13 protein-coding genes are annotated in these 15,426 nt (G+C 43.2%); 5 read left to right on the top strand and 8 right to left on the bottom strand.

Annotation, left to right across the window (positions count from 1 at the left end):
• Positions 1-80: 80 nt before the first annotated feature.
• Positions 81-2,129, top strand: a complete 2,049-nt coding sequence (locus BM008_RS08400) for a hydantoinase/oxoprolinase family protein (RefSeq protein ID WP_091936023.1) — start codon at positions 81-83, stop codon at positions 2,127-2,129.
• A gap of 41 nt (positions 2,130-2,170) precedes the next feature.
• Here BM008_RS08400 and aroA read toward each other — a convergent pair whose 3' ends face one another.
• Positions 2,171-3,451 carry a 3-phosphoshikimate 1-carboxyvinyltransferase gene (gene aroA / locus BM008_RS08395; RefSeq protein ID WP_091936021.1) on the bottom strand — a complete coding sequence of 427 codons (1,281 nt, stop codon included), beginning with the start codon at positions 3,449-3,451 and terminating at the stop codon, positions 2,171-2,173.
• A 323-nt stretch (positions 3,452-3,774) separates the two neighbouring features.
• Between aroA and BM008_RS08390 the strand changes: the two genes are divergently transcribed.
• A complete protein-coding gene (locus BM008_RS08390) occupies positions 3,775-4,209 on the top strand; it encodes a DUF488 domain-containing protein (protein WP_091936020.1) in 435 nt (144 codons plus the stop codon).
• An 11-nt stretch (positions 4,210-4,220) separates the two neighbouring features.
• On the opposite strand, the gene htpX is transcribed toward BM008_RS08390, so the two are convergent.
• The 7 genes from htpX to BM008_RS08355 form a co-directional block, all read right to left on the bottom strand.
• The gene (gene htpX / locus BM008_RS08385; protein ID WP_091936018.1) at positions 4,221-5,078 is read right to left on the bottom strand and encodes a zinc metalloprotease HtpX; all 858 of its coding nucleotides are present in this window, start codon (positions 5,076-5,078) and stop codon (positions 4,221-4,223) included.
• A gap of 187 nt (positions 5,079-5,265) precedes the next feature.
• Entirely contained in the window at positions 5,266-7,557 is a 2,292-nt protein-coding gene (locus tag BM008_RS08380; protein WP_091936016.1) for a methyl-accepting chemotaxis protein, read from the bottom strand.
• A gap of 298 nt (positions 7,558-7,855) precedes the next feature.
• Positions 7,856-8,122 carry a hypothetical protein gene (locus BM008_RS08375; RefSeq protein WP_091936014.1) on the bottom strand — a complete coding sequence of 89 codons (267 nt, stop codon included), beginning with the start codon at positions 8,120-8,122 and terminating at the stop codon, positions 7,856-7,858.
• A gap of 37 nt (positions 8,123-8,159) precedes the next feature.
• Positions 8,160-9,650, bottom strand: a complete 1,491-nt coding sequence (locus BM008_RS14740; protein ID WP_143072319.1) for a hypothetical protein — start codon at positions 9,648-9,650, stop codon at positions 8,160-8,162.
• Positions 9,651-9,852: 202 nt separating this feature from the next.
• On the bottom strand, positions 9,853-10,215 hold the full coding sequence (locus tag BM008_RS08365) for a hypothetical protein (protein WP_091936013.1): 363 nt from the start codon (positions 10,213-10,215) through the stop codon (positions 9,853-9,855).
• A 992-nt stretch (positions 10,216-11,207) separates the two neighbouring features.
• Positions 11,208-11,480 (bottom strand): hypothetical protein, encoded by a 273-nt coding sequence (locus BM008_RS08360; protein ID WP_143072318.1) that lies wholly within the window; start codon positions 11,478-11,480, stop codon positions 11,208-11,210.
• A 69-nt stretch (positions 11,481-11,549) separates the two neighbouring features.
• Positions 11,550-12,731: a hypothetical protein gene (locus tag BM008_RS08355; RefSeq protein ID WP_091936009.1), complete on the bottom strand. Its 1,182-nt coding sequence runs from the start codon at positions 12,729-12,731 to the stop codon at positions 11,550-11,552.
• Between the two features lie 289 nt (positions 12,732-13,020).
• Here BM008_RS08355 and BM008_RS08350 point away from each other — a divergent pair, with 289 nt between their 5' ends.
• The 3 genes from BM008_RS08350 to BM008_RS08340 all read left to right on the top strand — a co-directional run bounded on the left by BM008_RS08350 (position 13,021) and on the right by BM008_RS08340 (position 15,413).
• Positions 13,021-13,827 carry a helix-turn-helix transcriptional regulator gene (locus BM008_RS08350; protein WP_091936007.1) on the top strand — a complete coding sequence of 269 codons (807 nt, stop codon included), beginning with the start codon at positions 13,021-13,023 and terminating at the stop codon, positions 13,825-13,827.
• Between the two features lie 78 nt (positions 13,828-13,905).
• Entirely contained in the window at positions 13,906-14,418 is a 513-nt protein-coding gene (locus BM008_RS08345; RefSeq protein WP_091936005.1) for an amino acid-binding protein, read from the top strand.
• Positions 14,418-15,413, top strand: a complete 996-nt coding sequence (locus BM008_RS08340; protein ID WP_091936003.1) for a homoserine dehydrogenase — start codon at positions 14,418-14,420, stop codon at positions 15,411-15,413. The genes BM008_RS08345 and BM008_RS08340 overlap by 1 nt, the downstream gene beginning before the upstream one ends.
• The last annotated feature ends 13 nt before the right edge of the window (positions 15,414-15,426 follow it).

Here is a 15,426-nt window from a genome sequence, read left to right as displayed (position 1 = left end):
ATATGGTAATGCTTAAATAGTGCAAAACCATTGTTTTTTACACTATCTTTATTATATCTTATTTTAAGGAGTGAATCAATATGCAATACAGTCTGGGCATTGATGCCGGTGGTACATTTACAGATGGTGTGATAATCCGTGACTCGGATGGAGTTATAATGGATGCCACAAAGGTCCTGACAACCTATCCTGATCCAATAGGCGGAATTAAAAAGGTAATAGATTCGCTGGATCCTGAATATGTCCAGGATGTAAAGCTGGTTTCAGTCTCAACCACCCTGTCTACAAATACGATCCTTGAAGACACTGGTTTCCCTGTAGGTGTGATCCTTGTAGGTGATTATGTCATTCCAAAAGAGGGATTCCCGGCAAAATACTATGTCCAGCTCGGTGGAGGTCACACAAGCAATGGTGAGGAAGCTGCTCCTCTTGACGAAGATGGTGTCAAGCTCTTTGCACTTGAAGTAAAAGAACATGTTGCAGCATTTTCCGTTTCATCATTCTTCAGCAACCGTAACTCAGAACATGAGCTTCGGGTCAAGGAAATGATCCGTGAGCTAACCGGCCTTCCGGTTGTCTGCGGACACGAACTTTCCCAGGAGGTCGGTGCATACGACAGGGCCATCACTGCATATCTGAATGCACAGCTTCTGCCTATCACACACAAGTTCATTCAGTCAATAATGCAGGATATTAAGTCCAGAGGTATGGATGCTAACCTTCTCATGCTCAAATGTGATGGTTCTGTTGTGGGAATGGAAGAAGCCCTTGAGCGTCCTATAGAATCTATATTCTCAGGACCGGCTGCAAGTCTTGTAGGTGCATCCTTCCTTACAAAATACGATACATGTGCAATGGTCGATGTTGGTGGGACAAGTACCGATGTAGCTCTTATCAGAAATGGTGTTCCTGAACTCAGTGATCAGGGTGCCGTGGTCGGCGGCTGGAAGACAATGGTAAAAGCCATCAGGATGGAAACTTCAGCAACAGGTGGAGACAGCCACGTATGGATCCAGGACCAGAAGTTCTACATTGGTCCCAGAAGAGTTATCCCGCTTTGTCGTGCAGCAACTTTGTATCAGGGTTTCCTTGAAAGGTTCAAAGAATCAAAATCACCATCAAGAAAACTTCTCTGTGAAAATGTACAGCCAACGAAATTCTTTGTCCGTACCGGTCTCAAACCTCTTGAACTTAGCAGGACCGAGGAAGAGATATTCGATGTGATCCAGGGATCTCCGGTGTCCTATGTGGACATTTTCCAGCGTCTGAAGAAGCAACCAAGCGTGAGGGCACTCGATGGTCTTATCCAGAAACGTCTCGTACAGTCCATTGGTTTCACACCAACTGATGCACTTCATGTACTTGGAGAGTTCGATCTATGGGAAACAGAAGCTTCTATACTGGGAGCTGAAAAGATCGCCAAGCAACTAAGAATTACAAAAGAGGAAGTTGCCATCATGGTTAAGAAAAAGGTTGCAAAGAACATGGCATCAGACCTTGTATCTTACCTTGTGGATGGCATTCCACAGACTGTGATCGACCAGATGCTTTCAGGTGATAATTACACACGTTTCAAGGTGGAAACACCAGTTATCCTTTTGGGTGGGCCTGTTGTTGCATATAAGGAAGAGATGGAAAAGCTCATCGATGCTGATATAGTTGTTCCTGAACATGCAAATGTTGGAAATGCTGTCGGTGCACTTGTTGGAAAAGGCATCAAACGTGTTGAGATCCTTATTAAGAAGGACTTTGCTCCGATCACGGGTGAGGATGTAACAGATGAGGAACTGAAGAACGCAAAAGAGGTCATCAGTTACTTTGTGTTCACTCCTGAAGGAAGGCAGATCTTCCCTGACTATATCCAGGCCTTTGACTTTGCCAGGAACACCGGCAAGGGAATAATAATGGATTATATGAAAGCAGCCGGTTATGGTAAGGACGAGGTCGAGATCGAGGTAACTAAGAAGGAACTCATGGTAAGGGATGGAGAGGAACCTGTTGAGACAAAAGTAATTGTAGTTGGTATAGGTACATCCAAGCTTGTTGTAGAGAAGGATGTTATCCCTGATTACATGCGCAAGAAAGCTGTGAGCTCCCGCTCTGCTGAAGACTCATATTCAGGAAAATAAAAAGGATATCAAAACAAATAACCAAGGGAAGAATTCTTCCCTTAATCTATCAGTTCTACATTTGCCCCAAGGGCTTTCATTTCTTCAAAGAAGTTAGGGAAGGATATCTCTACGGAGTCTGCGGTATCTATTACCGTATCGCCTGCTACCATTCCTGCAATTGTAAGTGCCATGACTATCCTGTGGTCATGCCATCCGTGCAGTTCTGCACCGTGAAGAGTTCCACCGGTGACTATAAGCTGGTCAGGTTCTTCCTTTACAGAGATGCCCATCTTGGTAAGTTCAAGTGCCATGGCATGCAGTCTGTCTGTCTCTTTATAGCGAACATGTTCTGCATTCTCTATGACAGTCACTCCTTCTGCACATGCTGCCAGTACCGCGATGGTAGGTACAAGATCAGGTGTTGCTCCTGCATCGAATGTGGTTCCTTTCAGACCATTGCCTGTGACCTTTGCAATTCCGTTCTCTTTATCCCATGAGATCTCAGCTCCCATGCGTTCGAGGACATCTATTATCTCTACGTCTCCCTGTTTGGATGGGAAGAGGTTCTTTACAGTTACAGTGGACCCTGTTACTGCTGCAGAAGCTAAAAGGTAAGATGCTGATGAGAAATCTCCAGGAACAGTGTAGTCCTTGAGGTTATATCTCTGGTTAGCAGGGATTATGAATTTGATCGTGTTGCCTTCTTCTACAAGTATCTCTCCACCGGCTTTCTCGATGAGTTCCATTGTTACGTCTACATAAGGTCTGGATTTCATCTCACCTTTGATAGAGAGCGTTGTGCTCTGGGTTGTAAGTGGACATGCGATAAGAAGTGCGGAAATGAACTGTGAGCTTATGGAACCATCTATTGTTGTGATCGCTCCCTTCAGTCCGCCGCGTACTACCAGAGGTGCACATCCGTTACCACGAGTGGAATAGGCTTCAACACCGAGTTTGTTCAGTACATCCAGTAGTGGCTGATTAGGACGGCTTCTTATGGAACCATCACCTGTAAGGACCGTTACTCCGTTGGTAAGTGAAGAGACAGCTGTCATAAAACGAAGGGTAGTTCCGGAATTTGCCACATCTATTACATTGTTTGGAACGAATGGTTTTCCATTTACTCCTCTGATGTGCAATTTATCTTCTGATCTCTCGATAGTTGCTCCGAGTGCCTCACATGCGCGTACTGTTGCAAGTGTATCGGCTGACATGAGGGGGCGGTGAATAGCACATTCATCCGACAGGGCAGCAATGGTGATAGCCCTATGTGTATAGCTTTTGGACGGTGGGGCAAAAACCTCACCACTGACCTTTGAAGTACTGACAGATACTTTCATTTTATCCTCTTTAATTACAGGTTTGAATAAGATCTATAATTCGATATCTTTTTGATGCCATTCCCATATGCATCGTAAAGACCATATCATTAGTTTGAACAAAACCAATATTAATTTTTCCTCGTAATGTATGATATCACGGACAAAATAGCCCTACTCAGTGATATTCTTATCGATGGGATCCGGGTCGTATTATCAGGAGAGGCTGGTATATTCGCTTATCTTCAATAACCATTAAATAATCCTGATAACTACAACATCCAGATCCGGATAATAATTAAAATAATAATACGTCACTTATTACATGACCAATGGTGCAAAGAATGAAGTGTTATACGATAGGATATGGGAATCGTGGGATCGATGACTTTATATCCATACTCATTGAGAACAAGATCACCCATCTTGTGGATATACGAAGGTATCCTCAGTCTACTTTCAAAGTATATGATAAGGAATCTTTAGAAGTATTGTTCCCGAAGAACAGGATCCTTTATTCTCATTGTGACGGTGTGGGTGGAATGCGTGAGCCCACATATATAGAATATATGAGGACCGAACCTTTCAAGGCCAGCTTTGCAAAGCTGATGGCTCATATAAAGAAGGTGAATGATGAAGGTGGCAGGATAGTGCTCATGTGTGCAGAGAAAAGTCCAAAGGGATGCCACAGGGAGCACCTTTCTATCAAGCTCGAAGAAAATGACGTAGAGGTCATCCACCTTATAGATAGGGGGCAGACAAGCCTCTTTAGTTTTTAATTGATCTTATTTTACATTGCACGAAGGCGCTTGATACGCTCTTCCGTGACAGGGTGTGTCCTGAACAGGTTCATGAGTGTGCTTCCCTTCAGGGGGTTCACGATGAACATGTGTGCAGTGGTCTGAGATGGCTGGACGTCACCTCTTCTCTGACGATAATGTGTACTTCCGTACTCAAGTTTCTCCAGTGCACTTGCAAGTGCCCATGGTTTCTGTGAGATACGTGCTCCTTCTTCATCGGCAGCGAACTCCCTTGATCTTGAGATAGCAAGCTGGATGATCGTGGCTGCCAGTGGTGCAACTATGGCAAGTGCAAGGAAACCAACGATATTGTTCGTACCGTTGTCATCTCTTCCTCCAAGTCCGCCGAATATTGCTGCCCACTTGACCCAGGTAGCTATCATGGTGATAACACCTGCAATGGTAGCAGCAACAGCACTTATCAGTGTGTCGCGGTTCTTTACGTGTGCCATTTCGTGTGCAAGGACACCTTCAAGTTCCTCTTCTGAAAGTAGCTCAAGTATTCCTGTGGTTGCAGCTACTGCTGCATGTTGTGGATCTCTGCCTGTTGCGAATGCATTTGGCATGGATGTGTTCACGATATAGACCTTTGGCATTGGCAGGTTTGCACGCATTGCCAGTTTCTGTACTATGCCGTAGAGCTGTGGTGCTTCAGTTGCTGTAACTTCCTGAGCATGGTACATTTTCAGAACTATCTTGTCACTATACCAGTAACTTCCAAAATTCATGACTATCGCGAATAAGAATGCGATGATCATACCTGACGTCCCGCCAAGTAACTGGCCTACAATGACCAGAAGACCTGTTAAGGATGCCAGCAACAAAGTTGTTTTTATCATATTTCCCATGATATTCCTCTTAGATATGATATCATTCTAAGCACAAATCAATTGATTGTGCTTCTATAAAAAAGTATCTGTCATCTTATTATCCATTATTAATGGATATAAATATCAGTGGGCTTAAAAATATGTCATGTTGAATGTATACAAATGGTTCTGCCTGGGTGGCAAAACCAAATGTTCCGAATATAGCTCAAACAAGTAAGTGCTCTGTCATATTGCTATCAACGTTGTCCTCTTTCAGTTCCAGTATTTGCCCTTTACCAGTGCCTGAATTCACCTGTCCGGTGTCAAGGATGAACTTTTCAACTACCATTTTCATATCGTTCGACAGACATGAGAGCTGTTCAGCAGACCTTCCAAGTTCCTGCATCGTGGAATTCTGCTCCTGTACTGATGTTGAAGCCTCCTCGGTACTTGCTGCTGATTCTTCTGATATGGCGCTTACTTCTTCGATAGAAGATGTGATCTCCTCAATAGAAGCTGATTGTTCCTGAGCAGCAGCAGCAATGTCCTGTACCATGTTTGTAATTGTTGAACCTGACTCGACCACCTGCTCGATCACTGTAGCAACTTCGTTAAGTGCTTCGGCTCCATTGGTGACCTCTTCTGATCCAAGTTGTATGGACACAACTGCATTGTCAGTACCTTCCTGTATCTCTTTGATAAGGAGGGAGATCTGTTTTGCTGCATTTCCTGAATCTTCGGCAAGTTTACGAACCTCATCAGCCACAACGGCAAATCCACGTCCATGTTCACCAGCACGGGCTGCTTCAATAGCAGCATTAAGGGCAAGAAGGTTTGTCTGGTCTGCAATATTGGTAATGAGATTGACGATCTCACCGATCTGCTTTGACTTTCCTGCAAGGTCCATTATAACTTCTGATGATTCACCTGAAGTATTCTTGATGCTTTCCATCTTCCTGAGCAGTTCCTTAGTAGTGGTTCCGAGGTTCTCCATGAGCTCATTGGATGCTTTTGCATTACTTGCAGCCTTCTGTGAGTTGACCGCCACTTCCTGCACGGTCATGGTCATATCCACCATTGCACGTGAAACCTCTTCTGTCTTGGATGCCTGGCTCTGAGCACCCTGTGCGATCTCAGATACTGTATCTTCTATCTGATATGATGAGGATGTTACATGTTCCACGGATGATGACATCTCTTCTGCAGTTGAAGCAACATTCATAGAACTGCTCTGGACCAGTGCAACGATATTGTTCAAAGATCTTCGGCTATTCTCTATCCCGTCAGTAAGCATTCTGAATTCTCCAACACCTTCTACCTCTATAGGTCTTGAAAGGTTGTTCTTTGAGATAGAATCAAGTACAGCACTTGAATCTGCTATGATCGCCTGGAGGCTGTCGCCGAAATGATCAAGGCTTTCTGCAAAGGTCTTGAAATCTCCCTGGCTCTCGAAACTGAACCTTGAATCAAGCTTGCCTTCAGAATACTCATCGACCACTCTCATTGCTTCGTTAAGTGGTTTTACCAGTGCATCGATAGCTTCATTGACAGATGATACTGCTTCTGTGAACATGCCTTCAAAACGACTTGTGTCAGCTCTATATTCTAACTGACCCTGCTCTGCTGCATGTCCAAGATGTATGAACTCTTCTGTCATATCCTTGATCTTGTCCATCATTGCAATGGTATATGGCAGGAGCTTATCCTTGTCAGATCGTTTTCCGACTGCTCTGTACTTTTCAAGATCGCTGAAATCCCCCTTGGCCATATACTCAAAGGTGCGCTGGATGTTGAGGAGTCTTTTGCGTACTTCATTCACTGCGTAGACATTATCTTTGAATATACCATTGTATTCTCCCTCAACCTCATTCTCAAAGTCATTGATCGCCAGCTTGAGAAGTACATCAGTTGTTTCCTTCAATGGTTTTGTGATCGCATCGAGGCATTCATCCTGGTATTCGATTATCTTCCTGAAATCTCCTCCGTGTCTGGAAGCATCTGCACGGACATCCATATCACCTTCAATGCCTGCAATTGAAAGCTTTTCTGCATCTTCTACAAGAGCGTTTATAGCATCAACACAGCAGTTCAGATTGTTCTTGAAGTCATTGAATATACCCTTATATTCCTTTTCGATCCTGGGTGGAACATCTCCTTTTGCTATCCTTCCAATGTATCTTGATGCAGCTGTAAGGGGCTCTGTAACTGCATCCATTATGTTGTTCAGGTTCTCAGCGATCACTCTTGAATCTTCACAGGTCCTGTCCGTGTCCATACGGGATTCAAGCTGTCCTTCCTGTGCAAGTTTCAAAAGTTGTTCCATCTCTTTTTTGATCTCCGCCTGTTCAGTTGCTGCAAGCTGCCACTGGAGTGCCGTCTCAATGAATATATTGAGCGCATTTGCAGCTTCGTTATCAGCTCCTTTACCATTAAGACCTATCCTTGCTCCGGTATCCCCATTCATTACTGAATTCAATACTTCCGGGATCTCTTTTATCACTTTATTATTACCAAACATCTTTTTCACCCTAATATCAATGTATTCTGGCCATTTTAGCCATTGAACCTGCTTCCTGATATTATCTCAGGATCCTCTCCGCAGGGATCAAAAATAAATTATGTCATACTACATATATTATTTTTATTATAAAAAGATTTCAGGTAAGTGTATCGATCATTCTGGCATGCATGACAAAACATTCAAAATAGAATTCCATGGATGGAACTTCAGGGTGAAAATAAGGACCTGGTAGTAATGGACCAATAGCAATGTAATAAAAATAGGTAAATTAAAAAAGAATATGAATGGGAGCCATTCATATTTCTTCGACAACGATCTCTTCTTCAAGCTCCATCTCGTTGATGAGAGCTTCAAGTTCTGCAAGCTCTGCTTCCAGATCCTGTATCTCAGTGTCTGTGATGCCTACCATTTCTTCATTGAGGGCCTCATCTGCAACACTGAGGTTCTGTTCTTCTTCAGCAATCTGGATATCATCTTCAGTTGTACCTTTATCAGTACAACCAGATATGACAAGAGCACACAGCAGAACTGCAATGATGGCGATATTTCTAAATTTGGTCATTTCTTCTCAACTCCTATATCGTTTCTCATTTTAGTTCTCAGACCTCTGTATCGTTCACTTCGGTCGTGTTCCCGTCATCCTCTTCGTCGTCCTCTTCATCATCATCAGAGGTATCATCATCGCTGTCTTCGTCATCATCATCGGAGGTGTCTTCTTCTTCCTCCTCCTCTTCTTCTTCTTCTTCAGCTTCAACGGTGTCGTCATCAACCTCTTCATCAGACTCATCGTCATCATCTACGTAGCGGCTGGCCCATTCGCCTTCCTCTCCGTCGATCTCGTAGTCCCCGACACCTGAAAGCACTGCAGTGCCTGTTCCTTCAGCTGTGAGCTCTATGTCAGTTCCTCTGACCATCACGGTAAGCCTGCTGCCTTCAATATATACCTCACCTGTCAGGTTTATGAAGACGAATGCCCTGTTGTTGTCCGTGCTATTGCCCGAATCGATGTTAGATGTCTCATAGTCAGCATCGTCGGTATCAATGACCGCATCACCTGCAAGGTCCTTGATGACAAGTTTTGCATATTCATCGGTTTCTATTTCTATGGAAACATTACCTGATATCACAGCTGTACCGTTTCCTTCTGCATTAAGTGTCCCGGCGCCTGTAAGTACTACTACACCTTCTCTCTCTTGCTTGAGCTCCTGGAGCATTTTCCTGAGAATGGCATTAGCGTCCTTGATGTCCTCTCCGGCTTTAACGATATATCGATTAGCTTCACGGATGTTCTCACCATTGTTTCCATTGCCATTCATGTATGTATTTCTGGCCTGCTCCTGGTTTTCCTTTGCATCATCAATAAGCTCTTTATATTCATCAAGCATCTCTTCGAGGTCTTCCACATCCTCACCATTTTCCTTCATGGTGGCTATCTCATTTTCAAGGCGTACCACCAGGTTCTCAGATGTCTTGAGGACAGCATTGATCTTGTTATCGATAGCTTTACTTGAAGCTGTTACACGGTCCTTACGTGCATCGTTCCATATCTCTTTGATGTTCTTTGCAGAGTCCGCAAGCTCTTCCCTTGTAGTGGCATCCTCTACATTGTCCCTTTCATCTTCAAGGTCATCGATATACTCATTGTCTTCATCGAGCAGATCGATCATGTAGTCAATGGTGCCAATAAGATAATCTTTGGTACTATTGATGGCTTCCTCAGTATCCAGGTTAGGGTTCTTTGACTTTATATTAGCAAAATTTGTCTTGACCGTCTGATAATCTGATTCTGAATTCCTGCTCTCGCTTCTTTTTCTTGTTGCGTCCCCAGTGGCATTGAGCATATCTCTGTCTCTGTCACGTATTTTGTCAGCAGTAGTGTCATCATCCTCATAATCTTCTTCTTCTTCGTCACTACTGTCATCATCCTGATCATCATCGGCTATATTGCCATTTCCATTGCTTCCGCTTATGGTCTTTTCACCATAGTTCTTTGAGTTATCTGAGACTGCAAGTGCTCCTGTAGGCAAGATGCTCATGAGCATCACCAGTACAACAAAGCATGCAAATATTCTCATTCCTAGTTTTTTCATTGATTTCCCTCCAGTTCTTTTCCGTTTTCCAGATAATGTCTATTTTTTTCTATAATGTATAATTATATATGAGTATGATAAAGATTATGATGTTTTTTATAAATAAATAAGCAGATCCGACCTGTCGGCCGGACCTGCGTTCTAAGATACCACCCTATCCAGGGTTTCACTCCGCACTTTAATAATATCCCCTGATTCATCATTAATTCTGACAGGATCCATCTCTCTTTGGTCCGGTTCCGTCGCGGTCTCCATCTCCCTTAGAGTTTCTTCCATCGCCGTCTCCGTCACATACTCCGTCACCAAGGCAGTTGTCACATACGCCATCTCCATCCTCATCGATGAAGTTGTCACAGTCACCATAGGTGCTTGTTGTAAGCTCTGTTGTACTGTCACCAGCTCCAATGCCTGCTCTTGTCTGATTTCTCGGTGCGAACTCAGGTACTCCTGTACAGTCTTCATCTCTGTCTCTGTCCCTATCCTGGTCAGAAGCCATTGCTGTTATGGTGAATATACTGAGTAACATGATAGCTACAGCCACTAATGTAAACATTCTTATTTTCATTTAATTCTCCCTCTGCGTATATTTATTTGAATAGCGTAAGTGTAAGTTTAAACGAGATAGCTTGGTGGTTGATCCGATACAAACCTACACTTACAATTCTCACATTTGCTGAGCTGGATATAAGCATACTTTACTTCATAGAAACTTTAAGCATGCATCCATGTTAAAATAAGACTTATAATGGTTTATTTTACTTGATAACCCTTTATTATGCTTCAGATTGCCTACTACTCATGTTGGGTACGATACGCTATTTTCTCTTCATATATTGTAAAAAGAGCATCCTATTTCCAGATCTACTTCTGGATCATATTTGACAAAGCCATCTAGAACAAAGTACTTCTTTAGGGTGTAGATAAGATAATTTATATTTTTGTATGTGTTGTCTATTGACCTTTTGTTTATTCTGGCACTACGTGAGCACAGGCATCGTTATGTGCATCGTTGTGGTATCGTTACAGCATCATTATGGTAACTGCTTATCAACCGTTTCAATGAGATGTCGGTTAATGTATGGTTCCACACAGTAGTTGTTATATAATGGGCAGAACTGGTGTGGTCAGGTGTAGAATGGCCAAACCTGTCTATTCAGGGAAAAAAGAATGTTCCTTATTTTCAACAGGAGCTAAAAGAAAGGCTCTGTAGAGATCCTGTAAATTCCAGCTTCAAAGTCAACAACTATCAATTGCCGAATAAAGTCAATTGTTTTCGATCAGTGGTAATGGAACATGCCGCCTGCGGTGGATGGATGTAATGCTCTTTTTTTCCAATTGGTTCTTTGCATAATTTTAATAAATACAAAGATGCAACGAGAATAGTTTTGCTAACAAGAGATCATGAATAAATAAACCAACCCGAAGGGTCGGCGAAGCCGGCACGGTCCGAAAAGATGAAAATAATTGATCTACTGAACTTTACCTCTATATTCAAATGAGGATCTCTACAGGGCCAAAAGAAATAAAAATTAAAAATGGAGATAAGAATGGGATAATTCATATCTCTTGAACTATGATCTCTTCTTCAGTTCCATTTGTTTCATTGATAAGGGCGTCTATCTCGGCGATCTCTTCTTCAATATCACTTACCTCAGTATCAGTGACACCTACCATTTCCTCATTAAGCGCTTCCTCAGCAATGGATGTATCTGTATCTTCTACATCACCGGATGTCTGCTCGTCTGCTATTGGTGTATTGTCCGTACAGCCCGATACTACAAGTCCAAAGAACAGAACAACCATTATGACAAGGTATTTTTTCTTCAACATGAACATTCATCTCCTTCTGTAAGTTATATATCTGTCTTATATTCCAGATGTTTTTAGTCATGTATTGTTCTATGCATCTGCATCTTCGGCATCATCCACTTCAGGTGCAGCCCAGTCTTTTTCCACACCTTCAACTTCATAAGTGCCTTCTCCTGTGAGGACCACATTTCCGCTTCCTTCTGCATCAAGAGTAATATCAGTTCCACGCAGTGTGACCGTAAGTCGGGTACCTTCTATCACAACATCTCCTGAGAGGTTATGGTAGACATATGCCCTGTTGTCAACATCACTGTTACCTGCATCGATGTTTGAATATACATATGTAGCATCCTCGGTGTCCACCTCTGCATCCCCTGCCATGTCCTTGATAACAAGTGTGGCATTGTCTGCACTGAAGCTCATTGTGAAATTACCTGAGATAACTGCAATTCCCTCTCCTTCAGCATATAGTGTTCCCTCTCCTGTCAGAGTCACAAGTCCTTCACGATATTGCTTGAGTTCTATCAGCATCTCTTCAAGCACGCCGTTTGCCTGTCTGATGCTTATGCCAGCCTGTCTCATATTCTGAACAGACTGCATCTGTCCTTGTCCACTTCCATTTCTTGCCTGTTCCTGATACTGCTCTGCTTCAGCAATGTGTGCATTATATTGTTCAAGAAGTCCTTCAAGCTCAGCCACATCTTCGCCTCTGGCCTCCAGGCGCATAAGCTCGTTCTCCAGACGAAGTGCCATTGCTTCGGAGGTTCTTATCACTGCAGTCATCTTGTTATTGATGGAATTAACTGCTGAGTTGTCTCTTTCTTCACGTGCTTCTCTCCAGATATCCCTGACTTCCTGGGCTGCTTCAGCAAGTTCAGCTCTTGTAGTTGCTTCAGCTACATCATCCTTTATAGCGGTCAGTTCCTCTGTATATTCTTCATCGCCAAGGGTGTCTATCATAATGTCAATAGTACTGTTGAGATATTCCTTCGCAGCTTCCATTGCCTCTTCTGTATTCAGGGCAGAATTGTTTGCTTTGATACGCAGGAAGTTATCAGTTGCTTCTCCATACCTTTCTCTGACAGTCATATTCTGTCTGAACTGGTTTGCGATCTCATTACCTGAAATATCCATAGTAGCATTGACTCTTTCTCTGTCCTGTATTCTGTCCTGCAGACTATCTGCATCTGCAATTGCCGCCGCAGGAGCTATGCCTGCAAGCATGAGCACAATGGTAATGTATGCAAATATTCTCATTCCTGTGTCTTTCATTTTTTATACCTCTGTGATATCGATCTTAGTTATCAGTGTTATATTGCAGATCACAGTTCCACAGTACCAAAAATATGGTCCATAGTTTTTTGGTCAACTGTCTGCATCTGCAATTCCTTGTTTAACAGATGCGCATATAAGCATACTTTACTTCATCAGCTGTCCGGGGATCTTTCCAGGTGTTTAAAGCATTATGTATCCTTTGATCTCTTGATAATACTTCAATTAGCTTTAGATCGAATTTCCAGTAACAATTATATGGGTGTACTATGTAAATATACATCCTGTGTTGAAGAAAAAGATCCTCCTGCTATGCTCGGTCTGCATATTTCTACTTGCATGTGTGCCACTATCAAATGCCGCAGAAGTAGCAACCATACATGGTGCAGTATATGAGTGGGACTCATTCGATCCACTGGAGAATGTCATCGTAGAGGTTGATTCAACACCACCTCAGTCCATGCTTGCCAGGTATGGCCTTTATTCGTTTGATCTGGCACCGGGGAATTACACGATACTCGCCAGTTATTACAGGGGTAATGATCTGGTATCTTATACTGAGGAAGAGGTCACGATCACTGACGATGGTGATTATGTTATGGATCTTATCCTAGTCCCTGTTTATTATGAAACTTCCTTTAATGAAAGCGAGTTCGCGGAACTTGATGAGATCGCCAGTTTCTCAGAGGAAGAGGAAGGCTCATCTTTATCTACAGGTATGATATTGGTCATTCTTTTTATTGTGGTTGTGGTCTCTGCAGGTGCGTACTATTTTGTAAAGCAGCGTAATTCCATATCATCACCTGATGACGATGATCATATGCAGGATGATGATACTGAGATGATGATGGCAGGAGGTAAATGGGATGATCTTCCTGAGGACCTTCGTCAGGTAGTGGGTATCATTGAAAGGAACGATGGTCGTATCACCCAGAAGGACCTGCGTACAAAGGTAAAGCACTCAGAAGCGAAGGTCAGCCTTATGATATCAGACCTTGAAAGTCGTGGCATTGTCAGGAAATTCAAGAAAGGGCGTGGGAATGTCATAATTCTTGAAGACAGTACCGATGCGGACGAACCAAACCAAAATATATAACTGGGTTCAATGTGTATGGGAGAAACGCATTGACAAATAGTTCTATTTACATATTCATGATATTTAATGAGGGTATACATGCGAGTTTCCATGGACATTGAGTTAAAAGATATCCCCGGGCAGTTACTTCTTGCCTTAAGGCCGGTCTCCGAGTTCAAAGGCAATCTGATCTCCGTGGTGCATCACCACGAAAAGAGAACTCCTCGTGGTACAATTCCGGTTCAGGTAGTGTTTGAGACAAAACCGGACAAGCTTAATGATATTATTGCAAGTCTTGAAGAAAGTGATATCAGTATCGTACGTATCGATGAGAAGAGATATTTCGAGCACGGTGCTGTCATACTTATCGGACATATAGTCCACACAGATATACAGGATACTATCGATTCCATTGACAATACAGGTTATGCGGAGATAGTTGACCTTAATCTTTCTATGCCAAAGATCAATATGCCATCCTCTGCATCATTGAAGATAGATGCAGTGAGCAAGGAGCATCTGGCACAGGCTATTGATATACTGAAAGATATCGCTAAAAAGAAGGATCTCCTGGTCATTGAACCTATTAAGAGCGAGCTGGGGGCGATCTGATGAGAACTGTACGTGTTTCTATTATAGGGTTCGGAGCTGTAGGTCAGGGAGTTGCGAATGTTCTTATTGACAAGAAAAAGTACCTCGAAGATATAGGTCTTGAGTTCAAGGTAGTGGCTATTGCCGACTCAAGGACCGCTGTTATCGATCCTGATGGAGTGGACCTTGTTTCTGTGGTCAACAGAAAGAAGACCGAGGGAACAGTTGGTGACGATAAGCTCACAGGACTTGAGATAATCGAGACCATTGACCATGAGGTCGTCGTTGAGACCACACCTACTAATATAGTCACAGGTGGAGCTGGTCTTCATAACATGCTCATGGCCTTCAAAAAGGGAAGGGATCTGGTAACATCCAACAAAGGTCCTCTTGCGATGAAATATGGTGAGCTTATCGAGGCTGCTGACGCTAGTGGTTCTAAATTCAGGTTCGAGGCTACCGTAGGTGGTGCAATGCCTGTTCTCAATCTTGCGAGGGATGTACTTGCAGGTAACACGATCACCAATGTTGAAGGTATATTCAACGGTACATGTAATTACATTCTGACCCGTATGATGGAAGAGCAGGCTCCATACGAGCAGATGCTTGCAGAGGCACAGGAACTCGGATATGCTGAGACGGACCCTACATATGATGTGGAAGGTATCGACACTGCATGTAAGCTGGTCATTCTCGCGAACTGTGTGTTCGGAATGAACGCTACACATGAGGATGTCACTGTCACAGGTATAACAAAGATCACACCTGAAGCATTGATGCTGGCTCAGAATGACGGATATGTCATCAAACTGATCGGTGAGGTCAACGACAGCAGGATCAATGTAGCTCCAAAGCTTGTTCCTATAGACCATCCGCTTGCAGTAGGCGGTTCACTCAATGTCGCATCCGTGCAGACCGATCTCGCAGGTCCGATCACGGTCACAGGACGTGGAGCAGGATCTGTCGAAACGGCAAGTGCGATACTCAGTGATATGATATCCATTTACAGGGAATGACCCTGTATTTTCC

It is taken from the genome of Methanolobus profundi (assembly GCF_900114835.1).
Classification (GTDB): domain Archaea; phylum Halobacteriota; class Methanosarcinia; order Methanosarcinales; family Methanosarcinaceae; genus Methanolobus; species Methanolobus profundi.
The sequence above is the reverse complement of the archived record's forward strand: the minus strand, read 5'-3'. Positions and strand labels throughout refer to the sequence as shown.

Excerpts from the sequence above, each read along its gene's own strand:
- aroA (WP_091936021.1), bottom strand. The coding sequence starts at position 3,451 with ATGAAAGTATCTGTCAGTACTTCAAAGGTCAGTGGTGAGGTTTTTGCC.
- BM008_RS08355 (WP_091936009.1), bottom strand. The coding sequence starts at position 12,731 with ATGAAAGACACAGGAATGAGAATATTTGCATACATTACCATTGTGCTC.
- BM008_RS08360 (WP_143072318.1), bottom strand. The coding sequence starts at position 11,480 with ATGTTGAAGAAAAAATACCTTGTCATAATGGTTGTTCTGTTCTTTGGA.
- BM008_RS08400 (WP_091936023.1), top strand. The coding sequence starts at position 81 with ATGCAATACAGTCTGGGCATTGATGCCGGTGGTACATTTACAGATGGT.
- BM008_RS08365 (WP_091936013.1), bottom strand. The coding sequence starts at position 10,215 with ATGAAAATAAGAATGTTTACATTAGTGGCTGTAGCTATCATGTTACTC.
- htpX (WP_091936018.1), bottom strand. The coding sequence starts at position 5,078 with ATGGGAAATATGATAAAAACAACTTTGTTGCTGGCATCCTTAACAGGT.
- BM008_RS08390 (WP_091936020.1), top strand. The coding sequence starts at position 3,775 with ATGAAGTGTTATACGATAGGATATGGGAATCGTGGGATCGATGACTTT.
- BM008_RS08375 (WP_091936014.1), bottom strand. The coding sequence starts at position 8,122 with ATGACCAAATTTAGAAATATCGCCATCATTGCAGTTCTGCTGTGTGCT.
- BM008_RS08340 (WP_091936003.1), top strand. The coding sequence starts at position 14,418 with ATGAGAACTGTACGTGTTTCTATTATAGGGTTCGGAGCTGTAGGTCAG.
- BM008_RS08345 (WP_091936005.1), top strand. The coding sequence starts at position 13,906 with ATGCGAGTTTCCATGGACATTGAGTTAAAAGATATCCCCGGGCAGTTA.
- BM008_RS14740 (WP_143072319.1), bottom strand. The coding sequence starts at position 9,650 with ATGAAAAAACTAGGAATGAGAATATTTGCATGCTTTGTTGTACTGGTG.
- BM008_RS08380 (WP_091936016.1), bottom strand. The coding sequence starts at position 7,557 with ATGTTTGGTAATAATAAAGTGATAAAAGAGATCCCGGAAGTATTGAAT.